The sequence below is a fragment of the Acinetobacter sp. genome, from assembly GCF_049284435.1.
Taxonomy (GTDB): Bacteria; Pseudomonadota; Gammaproteobacteria; order Pseudomonadales; family Moraxellaceae; genus Acinetobacter.
This window is the reverse complement of the sequence record NZ_JBAPXX010000135.1, coordinates 47,180-66,521: the sequence shown is the minus strand read 5'-3', so window position 1 is coordinate 66,521 and position 19,342 is coordinate 47,180. Positions and strand designations below refer to the sequence as shown.

Here is a 19,342-nt window from a genome sequence, read left to right as displayed (position 1 = left end):
ATTATTTTCAATAGAAGCAAGACTGAGTTTAGACCAGCCAATTTCTTTTACATCTCCTGGATAGGCTTTAGCATTCAATGCAGCAGCAATTAACTGCGCACCTAAACAGATGCCTAAAGTCGGTAAGTTCTTTTCCAGACGAACTTTAAGTAAATCCATTTCCTGTTGTAAAAAAGGATAATCCTCAGTTTCATAGACTGCAATCGGGCCACCGAGAATGATTGTTAAACCGGAATGCTCAAAAGCCTTGGTGAGATCATCGATACCAGCTTCGAAATAACGCACACGTAACCCGAGCTGATAAAAAATATCTTCCCAAGCACCTAAGTCTTCGAAAGCCACATGTTGAATGGCATACACGGTATCGGGAAGGTGGGCTAAGTTCAGCATAGTTTTTTGATATCAAGAGAATGATTTAATTTAACGTGAATCAAAAGCAAAATAAAAGGCTTTATGCCCCACATCACGTGCAAAATAGAAAATAATGAACATCGCTGCGCTATCGGCAAGTGTGTAAACATTTTCGTGTGAACGCTACATGAAGCAGTTCATTTTTTTCTTTTGTATAGGAAAGAGAGTAGAGTAAGGCTACCGTACTGAATAAAAACAACAAGAGCATCAGGAACAAGGATATGCAGAATATACGTTTATATGTCGATAAAAATAGAATCAGCCCTTATGCCATGTCGGTCTATGTTGCTTTAAAAGAAAAGGGTTTAGATTTTCAGGAAATCGTGATTGATTTAGATCAGCAGCAACAGAAATCTGCGGCTTATCAAGCCATTTGTCCAAGTGCTAAAGTTCCGTGTTTAATAGTAGATAACTTTAGCCTGTTTGAATCATGGGCGATCACTGAATACTTGGAAGATGCCTTTCCAGCTCCAAGTTATCCCGCATTATATCCAAAGGAAATTCAGGCCAGAGCCAAATGTCGCGCCATACAAGCCTTGGTTAAAACCGATTTTATGCAAATCCGTCAGCAAATGCCTTCCGATTCGGTATTTCATCCAGCAAAAATATCTTCACCTCTTACAGCTTCGATAACTAAAGAAATTCAACGCTTGGTGAATGTGGCAGAACATATGCTGGAGGACATATGGTTGACTGAACACTGGTCAATTGTAGACTTTGATCTGGCCTTTATGTTGCATCGTCTGCTGAGTCATCAGGTGAAACTTCCTGTGAAAATAATAGAATATGTCGAGCATAATTTTAAGCGTGCTTCGGTACAGGCCTGGCTGGCAGAGAATGAAAAGGCCAAAGCTCTCATCCCTTAAATCTCATAAACGGTTCATAAAAAACCTACTTAAAGAGATAAAAATCAAGCGTAATATGAGTGAGAACAAAAGTTGAAATATGCTGAAGATGCATTTCCTCGTTGAGAATAATGAAGGAGTGGCCGGTGGGGAATTCACATCATCATGAGCATAGTCATGTCGCCGTGACTGCAGACAATGCCAGAAAATTATCGATAGCGCTGGCATTAACCACCACTTTTTTAATTGTGGAAGTAATTGCCGGTTTCCTGACCCAAAGTCTGGCTTTACTCTCTGATGCTGCGCATATGTTTACCGATGCTGCTGCACTGGCTATTGCACTGGTAGCTATCAAAATTGGGCAAAAACCGGCAGACAATAAACGGACATTTGGTTATCAGCGCTTTGAAATTCTTGCTGCTCTGTTTAATGCCGTGATGCTGTTTGTGGTTGCGATTTATATTTTGTTTGAAGCTTATCAGCGTTTGAGTCATCCGCCGGAAATCCAGAGCCTAGGCATGATGATCGTGGCCACCTTGGGGCTGATCATTAATCTGATTTCCATGAAAATTCTGGTATCCAGTAGTCAGGAAAGTCTCAATGTAAAAGGCGCTTATCTGGAAGTGCTGAGTGATGCGCTAGGATCAGTCGGGGTGATTATTGGGGCACTGGTGATTTATTTTACTGGCTGGATGTGGGTGGATACGCTGATTGCGGTATTGATCGGATTTTGGGTATTGCCAAGAACCTGGATTTTGCTGAAACAGAGCATCAATATTCTGCTTGAAGGTGTGCCGGATGAAATTGATATTGAAAAATTACGCCACGATCTTTTGGCGCTCGAAGGGGTACAGGATATTCATCAGCTCAAGGTTTGGGCAATTACCTCCAAAAAAGTCATGCTGACCGTGCATCTGGTTGCGCCCAATGTGGATTATCGGAAACTGCGTCATCAGGCTTTCGAGATGCTCAACCATGAACATCATATTACCGAGATGACTTTGCAGATTGAAGCGGAAGATTGCCCACCAGAACATCGAGGACAATCCTTACATCAGCATTCACATGCTGAAACCCATCAGCATTGAAATTGACTAATCTAAGCATCCGGAAAATTGATTATTTTTTTAAAAGTGAGCGAATCACATCCAGATAACTTGGCGGAGCACCGACATACTGACGTTCTCTTAACATCTGATGCATTTTTGCCAGCTTTTGATGAGGAACAGAGGCCATTAAATGATGTTCAATATGATAGTTGACATGAATTGGCGCAACAAAAGCACGCGCCAGCCAGCCTGCACGGGTAGTTCGGGTATTGCTGAGGGCGAAATGACTGGTTTCTAGGCCCGCATGCTCAGCCATGGCGCGGATGCGGATGAACAAGGGGAATGGAGTGATATAGGCGAGAGGCCATAATAAATACAGTTTAGGATGGCCGCTGGCCCAAAGTGCAGAAAAAATTGCAGCATTTGAGATCAGCATACCGGAACTATTTTTAAGCAAGTTTTTCGCTAACTCTAGATTGCTACGATCACCACGCGGAATTGGTTTGGGATCGTTGGAGACACTCCATTCCAAGAGTTCCAGATCCATCAATACCCGACCTGAAAGAAACTTAAGTCCAGACTGTCCATTCAGGTCACGAAAGAATTTTCTGAATAATGATGTTTGCGTAATGGGAAAATTTTTTACCAACCCTAAGTCAGGGTCATCAGGTTGTGAGGTTTTAGCATGATGTTTCAAATGATAGGGACGATATTTGCTAACATCATTCCAGATCGGGCGTGCACAGAGCCAATCGGTCAGATGGATATTTAACCATTTGGTTTTAAACAAGCTATGGTGCGAAGCATCATGCATCAGTATGGCCAGCGCAAGCTGACGGCCAGCCAAAATGGCCAATGCCAATGCACATATCAGGACTTTTCCCCACGTAGGTAAATATTCCCAGCTATAGGCTACCGTGCCAAAGGTCATGACAATTACGGTCCAGGTTGAACCTACTGCCCAAGCACCATGCAAGTCTGAGGTCGTGGTGAGTTCTTTAATTTCAACACGACTAAAAAGTTCTGTGACACTGACCTTACTGTTCATTCTTCTGCCTATATTTAGTTCTTATTGCTGTATTCAATATATTTGGATGAAATATTACAGTCAATTTATTTTTGTGTATAAAAAAGAAATAAATTAGACCCATTGGTCTTTAAAATAGTGTTGCCATAAAAGTTGCCCCTGTTTTTCTATTTTGCGGACTGCGAGCTCAAATTGTTGTCGAGCATCGGTGTCTATCCATTCTGCAGGAAGTAAGGGGTCAGCACGCAAACTAAATAGGGCAGATTTACCTAGATAAAAGGCACTTTTTGCAGCCTCTGCTAAAGTCAGATTTTGGTAATTTTCAAACCAGGCGTTGATATCATGCTGTACTACATTATAGGTCTGATGTAGCTCTTCGATATCCCATAAATCACGAACTTCGGTTTCACTTTCCAGTTGACTGACTTGGAAAAAACGTGCGTCAGGATCTAATCCAAACTGGATTACAGCTGTTTTTAATGGACTTAGGTTTAGCGTTAAATTATCGGGACGAATAAAAACATTTTGCTCTAATTCCTGAAAACCATAATAACGTAGTGCTTTTTCTCTTTTAGATAATGCCGTACGGTCTACACGCCCCAAAGCACCGGTATAGACCAATACATATTTTCCGTGCCACGTGGTCGCCGTTTGCATATCAGGATGTTTGTTTAAGCTGATAAAAGAAGTATCAAATTTTTTCTCTAACAATTGATACACGCCGCGCTCTATAGATTGGATTACATTTTCCTGATTTAATCGGGCTACAGCGACACGGATACCATTGTTAGATATACCCAATAATTCAGCAGCAGTTAATATCCGCTTAATAGACAGGGTAGAGTTTTTAGAGGCATATAAAAGATCTAGAATTAGATGACGAGCATTCAATTTGTAAGTCATGAAACGATATCGTTATGAAAGGGATTGAAAGTTTTAAAGTTTATCCACAATAGCACTTTGTCATGAATAACCCAAAAAAATTGTCAAGGTGAAAGAGGATGAATAAGTGATTTGAGATATGCTTTTTATCAATGAAATTTTTTAAATACAATAAAAAAACCCTTATCTTTCGATAAGGGTTTTTCGTATTCTGGAGCGGGAAAGGAGACTCGAACTCCCGACCCCAACCTTGGCAAGGTTATGCTCTACCAACTGAGCTATTCCCGCAATAAGGTGAATTATAGAGAATTCCACAGCGGTGTCAACTCTCTACAAATCTGTTTGATTAATTAATCAGCACGACGCCAGACAGTACCTTGACGGGTATCCTCAAGAACAACACCTTGATCAAGTAAAGATTGACGAATCTCATCCGCACGTGCGAATTCTTTGGCTTTCTTGGCATCCTGACGCTGTTGAATCAAATCTTCAATTTGTTCAGGTGACAACCCTAGAGCTTCCTGACCAATGTCAGACTTAAGGAATTCATCTACATCTTGCTGTACCAGACCGAGAATATTGGTCAGGTGACGTAAAGTTGCGTAATAAATCGCTGCCTGTTCCGCATGTTCTTCTTTCACGGCACGATTCAGCTCTTTATTGATTTCGAACAATACCGCAATTGCTTCAGGCGTATTGAAATCATCACGCATAGCAGCATTGAAACGTTCAACAAAAGCATCATCTAGCGTGTCAACCAGATGATCACCATAAACCGCCTGATAGGTTTTGAATGAATGATAAAAACGAGACAAGGTATTTTTCGCTTCTTTTAAGGCAACATCCGAATAGTTCACCGGGCTACGATAATGGGAAGAGATAATAAAGTAACGCACCACTTCCGGATGGAATTTTTCAATCACGTCGCGAATGGTGAAGAAATTGCCTAAAGACTTCGACATTTTTTCGCCATCGACATTAATGAATCCTGCATGCATCCAGTAATTCACATACTGTTCACCGGTTGCTGCCTCAGATTGTGCAATTTCATTTTCATGATGCGGGAAGGTTAGATCAGCACCACCGCCATGGATATCGAAATGATTACCCAAGCAGCAGGTCGACATCGCTGAACATTCAATATGCCAGCCTGGACGGCCATTGCCCCAAGGTGATGCCCATGATGGCTCATTTTCTTTGGCATGTTTCCACAGAACAAAGTCAAACGGATGTTTCTTTTCGACTTCAACATCGACACGTTCAGACGCGCCGGCTTGCATATCTTCTAGTTTACGGCCAGAAAGGCGACCGTATTTGGCAAACTTCTCGACCTCAAAGTAGACATCCCCATTATTGGATGGATAAGCCGTACCTTTGTCGACCAGGTTGCTGATCATATCCTGCATCTGATCGATATAATCTGTTGCTTTTGGTGCTGCATCAGGCGCAAGACAGCCCAGTTCGGCAAAGTCTTCATTCATTGCATCAATAAAGCGGCTGGTTAGCTCGGAGATACTTTCGCCATTTTCATTGGCACGTTTAATAATTTTGTCGTCAATATCCGTAATATTACGCACATATTTGACTTTCCAGCCTTGGCTACGCAGGAAACGGATAATATAGTCAAATGCAACCACTGTACGTGCATGTCCAATATGACAGTAGTCATAAACCGTCATACCACAGACATACAGATCAATTTGACCTTCAACACGAGGTACGAATTCTACTTTTTTGCGTTGCTCTGAGTTATATAGAACAAATGGTTGCATAGCTGTTCAAAAGACTTCAAATAAAAGGATGAATCATCTTAACCCAAGCATAATTATTCATAAAGATAAAAGCGTAAAAAGCCTCAGTTATTTAGGGTAGTTAGGCGACGAGAGTGATTTAGAAAGAAGAGGTTCAGGAAGTGAAATAGCGATATTGAGCTTACATTTTCAGAGGCAGTGTTTGCCAGTATGATTGAATTATATTTGAATGAGTCTGGTCTGATTTGAACCAAACTTATTTCGGATAGAGTAAGCGTGTTTCTATAAAAATAAAAACAAGCGCATTTAACCGCTTTAAAAATGGAGCGAATGTAGAGAGGGAGATACCAGATTGTGCAAGTTGAATACAATCGGAATATATTAAAAATCCGTCGAATCTTCTACATTTAGAAAGCTTACAATTGCATAGCTATGCTAAAATTGCGAAAATTATGCCCATCAAACCAGAGTTTTTCTCTGTCCTTAGCGTAGGTAAACAGGCTTTGAATCCACAAAAAACAGCGAATCAACTAGATTTCCAGAAAGTCGCACTTGAAACACTGCGCATTGAAGAAAATGCACTACAGATTTTAGCAACACAGATTGATGACCGTTTTAGCCGGGCATGTGAAATTATTCTACATTGTACTGGCCGTCTGGTGATTACCGGAATGGGCAAGTCAGGTCATATTGGCCGTAAAATGGCGGCGACCTTTGCTTCGACCGGAACTCCTTCATTCTTTATGCATCCAGGTGAAGCCGGTCATGGCGACCTGGGTATGCTGGTGGCAGGTGATGTACTGATTGCGATTTCAAACTCGGGCAAGAGTGATGAAATCATGATGCTGATGCCGCTGATCAAGCATCTGGAAATTCCGCTGATTACCATCAGTGGTGATGATCGTGGTCCAATGCCACAAAATGCTGATGTAGCTTTGACGCTGGGTAATATCCAGGAAGCCTGTCCACTGGGTTTAGCACCGACATCGTCAACGACGGCAACATTGGCATTAGGTGATGCTTTAGCGGTAGCTTTACTGGATGCTCGCGGCTTTACCTCAGATGATTTTGCACGTTCACATCCTGCAGGTGCGCTGGGTAAGCGTCTGTTATTGCATGTGAAACATCTAATGCGTACTGGTGCAGATTTACCTAAAGTCTCGCCAGATACCGCCATGAATAAAGTATTGTACGAAATTTCCAACAAGCGCCTGGGCTTGACCACAGTGGTCGATGAAAATGATATGTTGCTGGGGATTTTTACCGATGGTGACTTGCGTCGTTTGATTGACAAGCAGCAAGGTTTTGACGTCAATCTGGCTATTCAGGACGTGATGACCAAAAATCCGTTGACCATTTCTCAGGAAGCACGTGCAGTGGTCGCACTGGAACGTATGAATGAACATAAAATTAATCAATTTGTAGTTGTTGATGATGCCAATAAAGTCATTGGCGTGATTAGTATGCATGACCTGATTCAGGCTGGGGTAAATTAATAAATGGCATCTTATGTATTATTAGAGCAAGCACGTCATATTGCAGCGCTGGTGCTTGATGTAGATGGTATTTTAAGTGATGGCTTTGTAACGCTGACCAATACTGGCGATGAGATCAAATCCTTTGATATTCGTGACGGTTTGGGCATGAAACTGGTTCAGCAAGCAGGGATCAAGGTGATTATTATCACCGGACGTAAAAGCAATATCGTAGAAAAGCGTATGTCGGATCTGGGTGTTGATCTGGTCTATCAGGGCCGTGAAGATAAAGGTACAGCACTTCGTGAAGCCTGTGCGCAGCTCAATATTGATCCTGAAGATTGCCTGTACATGGGCGATGACTGGCCTGATCTGTCTGCTTTTGCCATTGCCGGCATGAAAGTGACCGTGCCTAATGGTCATGTTGAAGTTCGCCGCCGTGCCGATCTGGTGACTCAAGCCCAAGGTGGACGTGGTGCGGTGCGTGAAATCTGCGATATGCTGTTAATGTCCAAAGGCATGTACCAAGAGTTACTTGAAAAATATACTCGTGCGCCTTATTAATAAGTCATATCTTTTGGATTAAGTACACCGCTTATGGATACTAAAGTTTTATATATTACGGCTGTGATTATTGCCGCAATAAGTGGTGGTTATTACTATTACAGTGGCAAGGGCAACAAGCTGCAGGCAGACTCTGCGCGCAGCATGACCTATTCCGCTCAAAATATTAACTTAACCCAGACGGATGAAGTAGGCCAAGTGTCGGTTCGTGCCCAAGTGGACCGACTTGAGCAGAACCTGCGACTAAAAACCTCAAAGCTGGAAAATCTGCGAGCATCGACCTATGACAATGGTAAAGTCGATGCGACTTTCTTTGCCAAAATGGCGCATGGTTATGATGACAATACAAAAGTTGTACTCTCTCAAGAAGTGCTCGCCACCAAAATCATGCAAAATGGGAAAATGCAGTTTCGTACTGAAGAACTGACCGCTTTTCCGAAAACACGTGAAATTGAAACAGACAAGACAGTGATTGTGGAATCTCCACAGGCTGAATTTGTCAGCCAGGGTCTTAAAGCCAATCTTAATGATGGTCAATACGAATTCTTTAATATTCGAGGAAAGTATGAACCAAACTCCTAAAGCCAAAATGATGCACACTTTCCTGAAGCGTATGACGCTGGCGACTGTGGTTGGACTCGGTTCAATCGCTGCTTTTGCCCTGCCATCTGACCGTAACCAGCCAATCACTTTGCTGGCTGACCGGGCAACTTTCAATGAGCGGACGGGTGTGACGACGTATTCGGGCAATGTCATTATTGAACAGGGCACCATGAAGCTGCAAGCCAACTCGATTGTGGCCAATCTGAACAATAAGCGCCAGATCAGCCTGATTACGGCGACAGGCAGCCCGGCACAGTTCCAGCAAAAAGTGGATCCGGCCAAAGGTCTTGCCAAAGGTCAGGCGCAAAAAATTGTCTATAATGCTGAAACCGGGATTATTACCTTGTCAGGTAATGCCTTCCTGCAACAGGATAGTGCCAGTATTCGTGGTGCGACTTTAAAATACAGCATGAACAAAGGCGATATCGAAGCCACCGGAACACCAAACAAAACCGGTTCATCGTCTGGCCGTGTACAAATCGTGATTCCACCCTCTAGTTCAAGATCCTTCCCAGGAGCGCGTGATTAATGGAGCAATCGCAGCAGGTTCAAACCCTCACCATTAAACATCTGGCGAAAAACTATAATAAACGCTGGGTAGTGAAAGATGTGTCGTTCAGCATGGAAAGTGGCCAGATTGTTGGGTTGCTGGGACCAAATGGCGCCGGTAAAACCACCAGTTTTTATATGGTGGTCGGTCTGGTGCGGATGGATAAGGGGGAAATCTATCTGGATGATCTGGATCTTTCCGACCTCGCAATGCATGAACGGGCACGTAAGGGAATTGGTTATTTGCCGCAGGAAGCTTCGATTTTCCGAAAACTGACGATTTCAGAAAATATTATGGCGATTCTGGAAACCCGTAAAGATATGACCAAGGCACAACGTCAGCAACGTCTGGCGGAGCTATTGGCAGACTTTAAAATCACTCATATTAAAGATTCTTTGGGTATGAGTGTCTCCGGTGGTGAGCGACGTCGTGCCGAAATTGCACGTGCACTTGCGGCCGACCCAAAATTTATGCTACTCGATGAGCCTTTTGCTGGTGTCGATCCGATTTCGGTCGGAGATATTAAGGATATTATTACGACCTTGAAAGATCGCGGAATTGGGGTGCTGATTACCGATCATAACGTTCGTGAAACGCTGGCGATTTGTGAGCATGCTTATATTGTCAGTGAAGGCGCATTGCTTGCTGAAGGTACACCAGAAGAAATCCTGGCGAATGAGACCGTGAGAAAAGTTTATCTGGGTGATGATTTCACTGTTTAAATAATCCTGCTTTATATAAAAACCCTGCATCAGACGCCAGTTGTCGGATGCAGGGTTTTTTTTGATTAAATCAAAGTGAAAAAGATTTCTTTTAAAGGGATTTGATATATTGTTAGGCTAAAACAAGAAACATTACATAATTATGCGATTTAGGGCAGAACACTTTAAAAAAAATCAGGGGAAAACAGATCAAAAAAGAAGGGGATTGATACTTCTTCTTTTGCCTTTATCTGTGTCTTTGGGGCATGCAGAAAGCTCACCCCCATTATTTTGCCAATCTCAAGAATGGCCTAGGCCAGCTGATTGCACCCAAACCGACACGGTCAGCACATACCATTGATATTACCTCGCTCGGTCATTATTCATTAGATATATCAAAAGTAGCTGAGCTGCGACAGATTACCCGGCCACAGTCAGGACAGTCGGCTTTAAGTCCTACGATCACAGCTGGCATTCCACAAAAAATGAATCTGGTGGAAGCCTACACCGGGCAGTGCAGCGACGTCCTGAAATCACCCAGAGTATTTCGACATTATCTGCCCAGGCCGCGAATATTGATGTGGCGAGATCGGGTTATTATCCGGTGGTATCGGGACAGATGACCTCACTTCCGGTGAACGTGGACGTCAAATCGTTTCTTTGAATGCCACCCAGATGCTGTATGACTTTGGCAAAATTAAAACCAATGTCAGTGTGGAAGAAGCCCGCTTGGCAGAAGAACAGGCAAGGGTGCTGGTCAGTCTGGATCAGATCGCATTAGAAGTGGCTGATGCAATAGTGAATATCAAACGCTATCAGCAACCCAGATTGCCCAGCAGCAGATTCAGGGCATTGGACGGATTGCAGAAATTGCCAATTTGCGTGCCCGCGCCGGAATCAGCAGTCAGGCCGACCCAATTCAGGCGCAGTCCAACCTGGAAGCAGCACAATATCAAATCTGATTGTACAGCAGACCCAGCTCAGACAATATCAACAACGCTTGCGTACCTTGCTAGGATTTGATGTATCTGCCGTTGAATGGGATATTCCTGAGCGTATTGTGGCACAGGCCGATCTTTATCAAGATCCGGAATTTACCCAGATTCCGAACATGATTCTGGCACATGCCGGGGTCAATGTTGCTCGTTTGCAAAAAGATCGGGCGCGGCTAAGTCCTTATCCGACCATCAGTCTCAAAGGCAGTCTAAGTCAGGCGATGAATGGACGGAATCCAAATAATAATGAAGATGATGGCTTTTATAATTCAGTCATGATTGAAGCCAGCAGTAATTTGTATCAGGGTGGTGCAACACGTTCACAGACCCGTGCCGCCAGTTATGCCGAAGAAGCTGCACGCGCACAGGTCAATACGGTCTATCTGGATGTGCTGGATCAGGTGCGCTTGATCCGCGAGCAGATTGAAAATAAACAAAAACAAATGGGGGTTTTATCCCAGCGCCGAGCAACCACGGTACGCACCAAAGAGCTGTATCAAGAACAATATAAATTGGGTACCCGAACCGTGGTGGATTTGCTGAATGCAGAGCAAGCCATTCATAGTGCAGCGCAGGAAATTGAAGCGGCACGCTATGATATTTATTCGGCGATCGTACAGTACATTCAGGTCACGGGCCGTACATGGGATATTTACGCGCTTAACAGCATTTCTATTCAGGGGTTTGAAGTTCAGCCATGAGTACTACAATAATAAATCATCAACCTTGGCTTCAGGCAGTTTTAAATATTGCCCGGCATTACCGTATTGAGCCTTCTGAGGAGCGGATTCGCCTACAACTGGATTGGAACCAGCATCATGATATCGATGACATGCTCAAGATTGTCAGTCGCCAGATGGGTTTAAATGTCCGTAAAAATAAATTTGACCGCAGCCTACTGAATCCATGGCGTTTGCCTTTACTGGTTGAATTCGATAGTGGAGATGTAGGCGTGATCGAACGCATCGACACGCAGGGCAATGTCAGCATTCAGCTCAGTGGTGATGAAGGTTTATCTCAAAGCTTTACAGTTGAACAATTAGGGGTTGGTATAAAGCATCTTTATGTCCTACGTCCTGAATCTTCAGTTCCAGATGCGCGGGTGGATGAATATATCAAACCCTTTGAGAAAAACTGGTTCTGGTCGATTGTCCTGAATGACTGGAAGCGCTATATCGATGTGATGTTTGCATCTTTAATTGCCAATATTCTGGCATTGGCCACGATAGTCTTCTCGATGAATGTCTATGACTGTGTCATTCCATTACAATCCATTCCGACTTTATGGGTGTTGGCAGGTGGTGTGCTGATCGCCGCGATTTTTGAGTTTGTTTTACGTGTCTCGCGGATCTATCTGTCAGACATTATTGGTAAACGGGTGGATTTAAAAATTTCTGACCGGGTTTTTGGTCATTCATTAAGAATTAAAAATAGTGAACGTTCCAAATCCACAGGAACTTTTATTTCACAAATTCGCGAGCTGGAAGGCGTGCGCGAACTGGTGACTTCAACCACAGTTACAGCAATTGCGGATCTGCCATTCTTCTTCCTGTTCTTAGGCATCTTCTGGGTGATTGGCGGCAATCTTTTTTGGGTCATGTTACTCGTTGTGCCCTTAATGATTCTTCCGGGAATTCTGGCGCAGAAAAAACTGGCACAGCTGGCGCAATTAATTGGGCATGCGCGAATCTGCCATCCGCAATGCCTTGTTGGTAGAAGCCGTACAAGGAATTGAAGACATCAAGCTATTAAGGGCTGAAACGCGTTTCCAGAATCAATGGAATCATATGAATGAAGTGTCGGCTGATGTCAGCATGCAGCAACGTAAAATTGTGGTCTTGGTCGGGGCTTTTGCGGTGATGGAGGGTGACATGACCACGGGTGCTTTGGTTGCCTGTTCGATTCTCTCTTCACGTATGTTGGCACCAATTTCACAAATTACGGGCGTGCTGGGGCGCTTGCAACAGGCTAAAGTTGCTAAAGCCGGCCTGGATGAACGCATGAAAAAACCGGTGGACCAGCCGGACTATTCGCACCTGATTCACCGGCCAGCACTGGATGGGCATTATGAGCTCAACGGTGTGGTGTTTAAATATGGTGATGATGATCCGAAACCGAGTTTGATGATTCCCAAACTGGAAATCAAGCCCGGGGAGAAAATTGCGATTCTGGGCCGTAACGGCGCAGGAAAATCGACCTTGTTGCAGCTCTTGTCTGGGATGCAGACACCGTTACAGGGCAAGGTCAAGCTGGATGGTATTGATCTGACCCTGATTGACCCGTCAGATGTACGTCGTGATATGGGCTTGCTGAATCAGAACTCGCAGCTATTTTATGGTTCAATTCGTGAAAACCTGAGTTTGGGTGCACCGTTGGCCACCGATCAGCAAATTCTGGAAGCCTTACAAATTACCGGTGCACTGGGATTTGTACAGGAGAAAAAAGAAGGACTGGATCATATCATTTTAGAGGGCGGTGTCGGCTTCTCGGGCGGACAGCGTCAAGCCTTGTTATTGGCACGGCTGTTGATCCGTCAGCCAAAAATTTTGCTGCTGGATGAACCGACCGCCGCCATTGATGATGTTTCAGAAAAAGCAGTTGATTGATCATCTTAAAGGTTATTTAACCCATCGTACGATGGTAGTTGCGACTCATCGCCGTGCGGTATTGGAACTGGTGGATCGTATTCTGGTGGTGAACGATGGCAAGATTGTCATGGATGGGCCACGGGATCAGATCCTGAATCAGTCGCAGGGTGGTAATAAGCGGGTTGTGGGAGCAAGTGCATGAGTGGACTACAGCAACTAAAACGTTCCAGCAAAGTCAGCTTCCAGGAACCGCCATTACCTAAATCCAGTGTGATTATCTGGATTGTCGGCATTGGCCTATTGATATTGCTGACCTGGGCCTGGTTATTTAAATTGGAAGAAGTGTCTACCGGTACCGGGAAAATAATTCCATCATCCAAAGAGCAGGTGATTCAGTCTCTGGATGGCGGTATTTTGACTAAACTCAATGTCAAAGAAGGTGAGATTGTAGAGCGTGGCAAGTATTAGCCCAGCTTGATCCGACCCGCTTTGAATCCAATGTTGGTGAATCAGAATCCTTACTGGTTTCGTCACGTGCTACTTCAGCCCGTTTACGTGCGGAAGTCAGTGGCACACCACTATCTTTCCCGGAAGATGTATTGAAATATCCAAAACTGGTTAAAGAAGAAACGGCCCTGTATCAGTCACGTCGTGCCAATCTGCAAGAATCCGTTGCAGGCCTGGAACAGGCTTTGTTACTGGTACAGCAAGAACTGGAAATGACCGGCTCCCTTGGTCGCCAAAGGGGCAGCCAGTGAAGTTGAAGTGTTGCGTCTGAAACGTGAAGCCAATGACCTGCGTAATCAAATGAATGATATCCGTAATCAATATTATGTGAATGCGCGGCAAGAGCTGTCCAAATCCAATACCGATATGGAAACCCAGCAACAGGTGGTACGTGGCAAGTCCGATACTTTGAGCCGAACTGTTTTTAAATCACCGGTTCGCGGTGTAGTCAAAGAGATTGATGTGATGACGCTGGGCGGCGTGATTCCACAAAATGGCAAGTTGATGACCATTGTGCCACTGGATGAAAAATTACTGGTTGAAGCACGAATCTCACCGCGTGATATTGCCTTTATTCGCCCTGATCAGGAAGCACTGGTCAAAATTAGCGCCTATGATTATTCAATTTATGGCGGGCTAAACGGTAAAGTGACCATGATTTCACCGGATACCTTGCGTGATGAAGTCAAGCAGGATCAATTTTATTATCGGGTGTATATCCGTAGCGACAGCGACAAGCTAAGCAATAATGCCGGGCAGGAGTTCAATATTACTCCAGGGATGGTGGCCACCGTGTATATTCGCACAGGTTCAAAGTCAGTGATGGATTATCTGATCAAGCCGTTTAACAAAGCCAAAGAAGCCTTGCGTGAACGATAATATCTACCAAGCAAATGAGTAAAACAATCGATCAAAATCAGGCCTCTCCGTGGAGAGGCTTTTTATTTGTCTGTGCAAAGCGGGTATACTGCAGCAGTGAGAATTGAAAGCCTGAAGTTATGCCATTTACCATTGCCAGCCTGGTCAGTTTTGAGGAAGACATCAAAAAAAGCCGCTTTCAGGCCTTTGCCATACCTGTTGAAAATGAGCAGGACGTGAAAGATTTTCTGGAAGCTTATCGCGATCCAAGTACCACGCATCAATGCTGGGCCTGGAAAATTGGCCATCAGGTACGCTTTAATGATGACGGTGAACCTTCAGGCACGGCGGGACGTCCGATACTGGCGACCATTGAGGGCAATGAACTGACCAATGTACTGGTACTGGTCAATCGCTGGTATGGCGGGATCAAGCTGGGAACAGGGGGCTTGGTACGGGCCTATGGTGGTTGTGCTGGACAATGTTTGTTGCTAGCAGAAAAAATTGAACTGATTGAAAAGAAAAAGGTGCAATTTTCCTGTCAATTCAATGAGTGGGCCATCTTTCAATATGAATTGAATCAGCAACAGATTGACTATCAGGAAGAATATACAGCCGAAGGTGTACAGGTCAGCGCCTTATTTCAGTTACATCAAATTCAACCTTTTGCCTTAAAAATTCAAGATGTGACTCGCGGCCGGGAACAGCTCAAAATCATAGAAGAAGCGATAGATGACTGACGTAGATCCATTATTGAAATATCGTGAGCAGCACAAACATCGCCTGAATTATATGCCTTGGCTGTACTGGTCCTTAAAGCCAAAAAATCGTGGATGGGCAGAAGCATGGCAAAAAGACTATCAGGCTTACTTGATGGAAATGGAAACCGTCGAGATTGGTGAAAACTGTTTTATTTCACCACTGGCACATATTTTTGCGGAGCCGGGACGTAAAATCATCATTGGTGATAATACCTTTATTGCTGCAGATTGCACCTTACATGGGCCACTAGAGATCGGCAATGAAGTGGCGATCAATCATCACTGTATTCTGGATGGGGGCCGGGTGGGGATTAAACTGCATGATCAGGTGCGTATCGCTGCTTATTGTCATCTTTATGCCTTTGATCATGGCATGGATCTGGAGCAGCCGATTTATCAGCAGCCAGTAGGTTCGCAAGGCATCGAGATCGGCCGAGATGTGTGGCTCGGTGCGCATGTCGGTATCAAGGACGGAATCAAAATCGCAGATCAGGCCGTAGTGGGAATGAACAGTATGGTGACCAAGGATGTCGAGAAGCGCGCAATTGTCGCCGGTAATCCGGCCCAATTCATTCGCTATCGTGAATAATTTTTGTGAAGTCAATTGCTTGATACAACCGACTGACTCAGCAGATGGTTCGATATATTGATCTTTATTTGTTCACATAAAAGTTAACATATTTCAAGTCAAGCCTTACAGATTTCGCTGCACATTTTTGAATGCTTATGCTAAGTTAAAAATAACTAAGAAATTTTTATCATAAATAGAAGAGAGGCTAAACATGAAACGTGTCATCGCCTGCATCGACTCATCACCATGCATAAACGCGCTGGCAGACGCGGCGGCATGGATTGCCAAACAGACAGGCCGTGAACTGGTCCTGTTACAGGTTTTGGATTATTACCCGGCCAGTTATCATCTGGGGGAAATCAGCGGGGTTATTGGCTTTGAAAGTAATGCCATGTTACTGAAAGAATTAGCCGAGCTTGAACAAAAACAAAGTGAAATCGCCCTCGATTATAGCAATAACCTGCTGCAACACATTTCCGAGCGGATTCTGGCGGAACACGGTATTCAAACTACACATATTCAGGAAAAAGGTGATTTTCTGGAACAAAGCTTCCAAATCCTGCAGCCTGATGATATCGCAGTAATTGGATTGCTCGGTGAACGCTCGGCTGAAAAAAACAAACCGATTGGCACCAATGTGGAAAATTTTATTCGTGGTGCCAATTGTACCGTGATGACAGTCGGAGAGCAGTTTAAGCCACCGACACGATTTATTTTCGCCTATGAATATTCACCGACCTGTATCAAGATGATGAAACGGATTGCGGAAAGTGATCTGCTGCGCTTATTGCAATGTCATCTGTTATATATCGGTGATCATGCTGAAATTCTGAATGAGCCTTTGCAATATTTAAATCAGGCCGGTTTAGATGTGGTGCCACAATACCGCTATGGCGATGTCGCAGAAAATATTCTGACCTATCAACAGGAGCTCGAAATTCAGCTGATCGTGTTGGGTGCATTTAGTCACAGTAAAATTCACCAGTTCTTCTTGGGGAGCATCGCCACCACGATTTTCCGGAATTCCAAAGTACCTTTACTGGTTGCGAAGTGAGGATTGCATAAAATAGCCAAGCGCGAAGTCTAATCGTAAATTGTTACAGCTTGATTTAAAAATGACCAGAGTTATCCTCATATGTTGTGGATAACTCTGTGGTTAATATTTATAAGCATATGTTATTTATAAGAAATATGTGGTTGGGTGATTTTTGTTCTTCTTGTTTTATTTCACAATCGCGAGTGCAAAACCATCATGTCCTTTGCTGCCAACCGTTTGTAAAGCAGTGCATGACAAGATACGTGGATGATTTTGAAGCGCTTTAAACATGTCACGAATGCCTTCAATACTTGGCTTGTTATTGTCCGGATTAATGATTTCACCCGCACGAATCACATTGTCCAGAAAAATAAGTGTACCTGAGTGCGACAGGTTTAAACTGAGTTCCAGATATTCCGGATAACTCTGTTTATCTGCATCAACAAAGATGAAATCGAAAGCTTCAGTATCTTCAGGCAGGGCTTTAAGCACATCTGCTGCACGGCCACATTTCAGTTCGACGGTCTGTTTAAGCCGCGCGCGATCAATATTTTCCTGTCCCATTGCCGCATGGGTATCACGTCCTTCAATGGTCAGGATATAGCCATCCTCCGGCAAGGCACGTGCCAGCCACATGGTGCTATATGCTGCAAATGTGCCGAGTTCCAGTACACGTTTACATCGGTTCATCTGGATCAGCATCTGCAACAACATGCCTTGATTCGGTGCTACAGCCAGGTGATCAGGAAAACCGTGCGCTGCGGTATTCTCAAGAGTTTGATTGAGAATAGGGTCTTCAGGAATTAAATGTGAATCAATGTAGTGATCAATGTCTGTCCACATTTGTTGCATAGTCTTAGCACCTCGATTGCGATGCGTGCATTTTAAACTTTTCGCGGCAGAGCGCAATTTATTGTTCTATAGGTGCTGATTTTTTAGGCTCTACAAAGTCCTGAATGAACTTTGTAGAGCGGTTGTGATGACTTAGTAATTACACATCGAAGAATTACGGCCTAAACTCGGTCCCCAGGTACGATAACCTTGGGTATCAATATGGATTTGGCCAGAAGCATACATTCCAAGTCCCATATTCAGACTTTGACCATGCTGCACCCAGAACTGACACAATTTGAACTTGGTATTTTCAATATAACTATAATCCTGTGCCTGCGGATATTCAGGCCCAATACGGAAATCGATCGCAGAGTTGTACAGATGGCGTGAAGAATTTGCACCACCGGCACACTGGTTCAAAGGCAGGTCACGATAGACTGATGTGACTTCAAAATCAGTCAGTACATTGGCTGCAACCAGATATTTAAAGACTTTTAAAGTCGGGATCTGATTCGCCCATAATTCACGGCTTGGAATCATGTATTGGGAACGACCACACTTGGCCCAATCACGTGCAGTACGCATTAACTCGAAACTCGGAATGATATTGCCAACCCCATGACGTTCCAGAAAAACCTCATATTCACGCACGCGTGACAAATTATCCAGTGCCGATACCCAATGGGTATACACATAAGGTACAGTTTTCGGGTGGGCTTTACGATCGTATTGAACACGTTCTTGTGGAATGTAAATCCGTTTTCCAGCAGGTGTGGTGGCCTGTCCAGGTTGTTTTGTGATCGTGGTACAGCCCACAAAAACAAGAGGAATTATACAAAGACTCAATAATCCCTTTAACAAGTTCTTCATTTATAGAAATCAGATATTTACAAAATAGCGCTATTTTAGACTAAATATAGGGAGAAATTTGGAGAATATTGCAATGAAATGTGTGCGTTGAGTATAAAAAAAGATCAGCATTTGCTGATCTTTTAAAGTTTAAACTAATTACTTTTCAAGGTATTGTAATTTGTCTGCTTTACCATTCCATTCTTCACGGTCTGCTGGCTGATCACCAATTTGTGTGATATTTGGCCATTTTTGTGACAGGTCAGCATTCAGTTCAATAAAGACTTCTTGACCCTCTGGTAATTCGTCTTCAGAGAAAATTGCATTTGCCGGGCATTCAGGTTCGCATAACGCACAGTCGATACATTCGTCCGGGTTAATCACAAGGAAGTTAGGACCTTCATAGAAACAGTCTACAGGGCAAACTTCAACACAGTCTTGATATTTACATTTAATACAATTTTCAGTGACAACGAAGGTCATGG

At 43.8% G+C, this 19,342-nt stretch carries 17 protein-coding genes, 1 tRNA gene and 3 pseudogenes; 13 read left to right on the top strand and 8 right to left on the bottom strand.

Annotation, left to right across the window (positions count from 1 at the left end; all coding sequences use genetic code 11):
* Positions 1 to 390 (bottom strand): glutamine amidotransferase-related protein (locus WAK81_RS11805; protein ID WP_422196995.1); only part of this gene is annotated, 390 nt, incomplete at its 3' end.
* Between the two features lie 242 nt (positions 391 to 632).
* Between WAK81_RS11805 and yfcF the strand changes: the two genes are divergently transcribed.
* Both yfcF and WAK81_RS11795 read left to right on the top strand, forming a co-directional pair.
* Positions 633 to 1,277: a glutathione transferase gene (gene yfcF, locus WAK81_RS11800; protein WP_422196993.1), complete on the top strand. Its 645-nt coding sequence runs from the start codon at positions 633 to 635 to the stop codon at positions 1,275 to 1,277.
* A gap of 125 nt (positions 1,278 to 1,402) precedes the next feature.
* Positions 1,403 to 2,344, top strand: a complete 942-nt coding sequence (locus WAK81_RS11795; RefSeq protein ID WP_422196991.1) for a cation diffusion facilitator family transporter — start codon at positions 1,403 to 1,405, stop codon at positions 2,342 to 2,344.
* A 31-nt stretch (positions 2,345 to 2,375) separates the two neighbouring features.
* On the opposite strand, the gene WAK81_RS11790 is transcribed toward WAK81_RS11795, so the two are convergent.
* The 4 genes from WAK81_RS11790 to cysS all read right to left on the bottom strand — a co-directional run bounded on the left by WAK81_RS11790 (position 2,376) and on the right by cysS (position 5,986).
* Positions 2,376 to 3,353 carry a fatty acid desaturase family protein gene (locus WAK81_RS11790; RefSeq protein WP_422196989.1) on the bottom strand — a complete coding sequence of 326 codons (978 nt, stop codon included), beginning with the start codon at positions 3,351 to 3,353 and terminating at the stop codon, positions 2,376 to 2,378.
* Positions 3,354 to 3,446: 93 nt separating this feature from the next.
* Complete coding sequence (locus WAK81_RS11785; RefSeq protein WP_422196987.1) at positions 3,447 to 4,235, bottom strand: hypothetical protein; 789 nt, start codon at positions 4,233 to 4,235, stop codon at positions 3,447 to 3,449.
* 191 nt (positions 4,236 to 4,426) lie between these two features.
* A tRNA-Gly gene (locus WAK81_RS11780) sits at positions 4,427 to 4,502 on the bottom strand.
* A gap of 62 nt (positions 4,503 to 4,564) precedes the next feature.
* Positions 4,565 to 5,986: a cysteine--tRNA ligase gene (gene cysS / locus WAK81_RS11775; protein ID WP_422196985.1), complete on the bottom strand. Its 1,422-nt coding sequence runs from the start codon at positions 5,984 to 5,986 to the stop codon at positions 4,565 to 4,567.
* A gap of 431 nt (positions 5,987 to 6,417) precedes the next feature.
* Between cysS and WAK81_RS11770 the strand changes: the two genes are divergently transcribed.
* The 11 genes and pseudogenes from WAK81_RS11770 to WAK81_RS11720 all read left to right on the top strand — a co-directional run bounded on the left by WAK81_RS11770 (position 6,418) and on the right by WAK81_RS11720 (position 17,192).
* On the top strand, positions 6,418 to 7,461 hold the full coding sequence (locus tag WAK81_RS11770) for a KpsF/GutQ family sugar-phosphate isomerase (RefSeq protein ID WP_422196983.1): 1,044 nt from the start codon (positions 6,418 to 6,420) through the stop codon (positions 7,459 to 7,461).
* 3 nt (positions 7,462 to 7,464) lie between these two features.
* Positions 7,465 to 8,004 carry a KdsC family phosphatase gene (locus WAK81_RS11765; RefSeq protein ID WP_004279958.1) on the top strand — a complete coding sequence of 180 codons (540 nt, stop codon included), beginning with the start codon at positions 7,465 to 7,467 and terminating at the stop codon, positions 8,002 to 8,004.
* Between the two features lie 33 nt (positions 8,005 to 8,037).
* Positions 8,038 to 8,586: an LPS export ABC transporter periplasmic protein LptC gene (lptC, locus tag WAK81_RS11760; RefSeq protein WP_422196981.1), complete on the top strand. Its 549-nt coding sequence runs from the start codon at positions 8,038 to 8,040 to the stop codon at positions 8,584 to 8,586.
* Positions 8,570 to 9,136 carry a lipopolysaccharide transport periplasmic protein LptA gene (gene lptA / locus WAK81_RS11755; RefSeq protein ID WP_422196979.1) on the top strand — a complete coding sequence of 189 codons (567 nt, stop codon included), beginning with the start codon at positions 8,570 to 8,572 and terminating at the stop codon, positions 9,134 to 9,136. The genes lptC and lptA overlap by 17 nt, the downstream gene beginning before the upstream one ends.
* A complete protein-coding gene (gene lptB / locus WAK81_RS11750; protein ID WP_005104345.1) occupies positions 9,136 to 9,879 on the top strand; it encodes an LPS export ABC transporter ATP-binding protein in 744 nt (247 codons plus the stop codon). Before lptA ends, lptB begins: the two co-directional genes overlap by 1 nt.
* Positions 9,880 to 10,021: 142 nt before the next feature.
* A pseudogene (locus tag WAK81_RS11745) lies at positions 10,022 to 11,554 on the top strand (TolC family protein).
* A pseudogene (locus tag WAK81_RS11740) lies at positions 11,551 to 13,643 on the top strand (type I secretion system permease/ATPase). The pseudogenes WAK81_RS11745 and WAK81_RS11740 overlap by 4 nt, the downstream one beginning before the upstream one ends.
* Positions 13,640 to 14,827, top strand: a pseudogene (locus tag WAK81_RS11735) (HlyD family efflux transporter periplasmic adaptor subunit). The pseudogenes WAK81_RS11740 and WAK81_RS11735 overlap by 4 nt, the downstream one beginning before the upstream one ends.
* A gap of 119 nt (positions 14,828 to 14,946) precedes the next feature.
* Positions 14,947 to 15,546 (top strand): IMPACT family protein, encoded by a 600-nt coding sequence (locus WAK81_RS11730; RefSeq protein ID WP_422196977.1) that lies wholly within the window; start codon positions 14,947 to 14,949, stop codon positions 15,544 to 15,546.
* Entirely contained in the window at positions 15,539 to 16,156 is a 618-nt protein-coding gene (locus WAK81_RS11725; RefSeq protein WP_422196975.1) for a DapH/DapD/GlmU-related protein, read from the top strand. The genes WAK81_RS11730 and WAK81_RS11725 overlap by 8 nt, the downstream gene beginning before the upstream one ends.
* Before the next feature lie 193 nt (positions 16,157 to 16,349).
* Positions 16,350 to 17,192: a universal stress protein gene (locus WAK81_RS11720; RefSeq protein WP_422196973.1), complete on the top strand. Its 843-nt coding sequence runs from the start codon at positions 16,350 to 16,352 to the stop codon at positions 17,190 to 17,192.
* Between the two features lie 168 nt (positions 17,193 to 17,360).
* Here the strand turns inward: WAK81_RS11720 and WAK81_RS11715 are convergent, their stop codons facing one another.
* From WAK81_RS11715 to fdxA, 3 genes are all read right to left on the bottom strand, one after another.
* The gene (locus WAK81_RS11715; protein ID WP_422196971.1) at positions 17,361 to 18,026 is read right to left on the bottom strand and encodes an O-methyltransferase; all 666 of its coding nucleotides are present in this window, start codon (positions 18,024 to 18,026) and stop codon (positions 17,361 to 17,363) included.
* A 132-nt stretch (positions 18,027 to 18,158) separates the two neighbouring features.
* Positions 18,159 to 18,878, bottom strand: a complete 720-nt coding sequence (locus WAK81_RS11710; RefSeq protein WP_422196969.1) for a D-Ala-D-Ala carboxypeptidase family metallohydrolase — start codon at positions 18,876 to 18,878, stop codon at positions 18,159 to 18,161.
* 138 nt (positions 18,879 to 19,016) lie between these two features.
* A complete protein-coding gene (gene fdxA / locus WAK81_RS11705; RefSeq protein WP_004279936.1) occupies positions 19,017 to 19,340 on the bottom strand; it encodes a ferredoxin FdxA in 324 nt (107 codons plus the stop codon).
* Between the last annotated feature and the right edge of the window lie 2 nt (positions 19,341 to 19,342).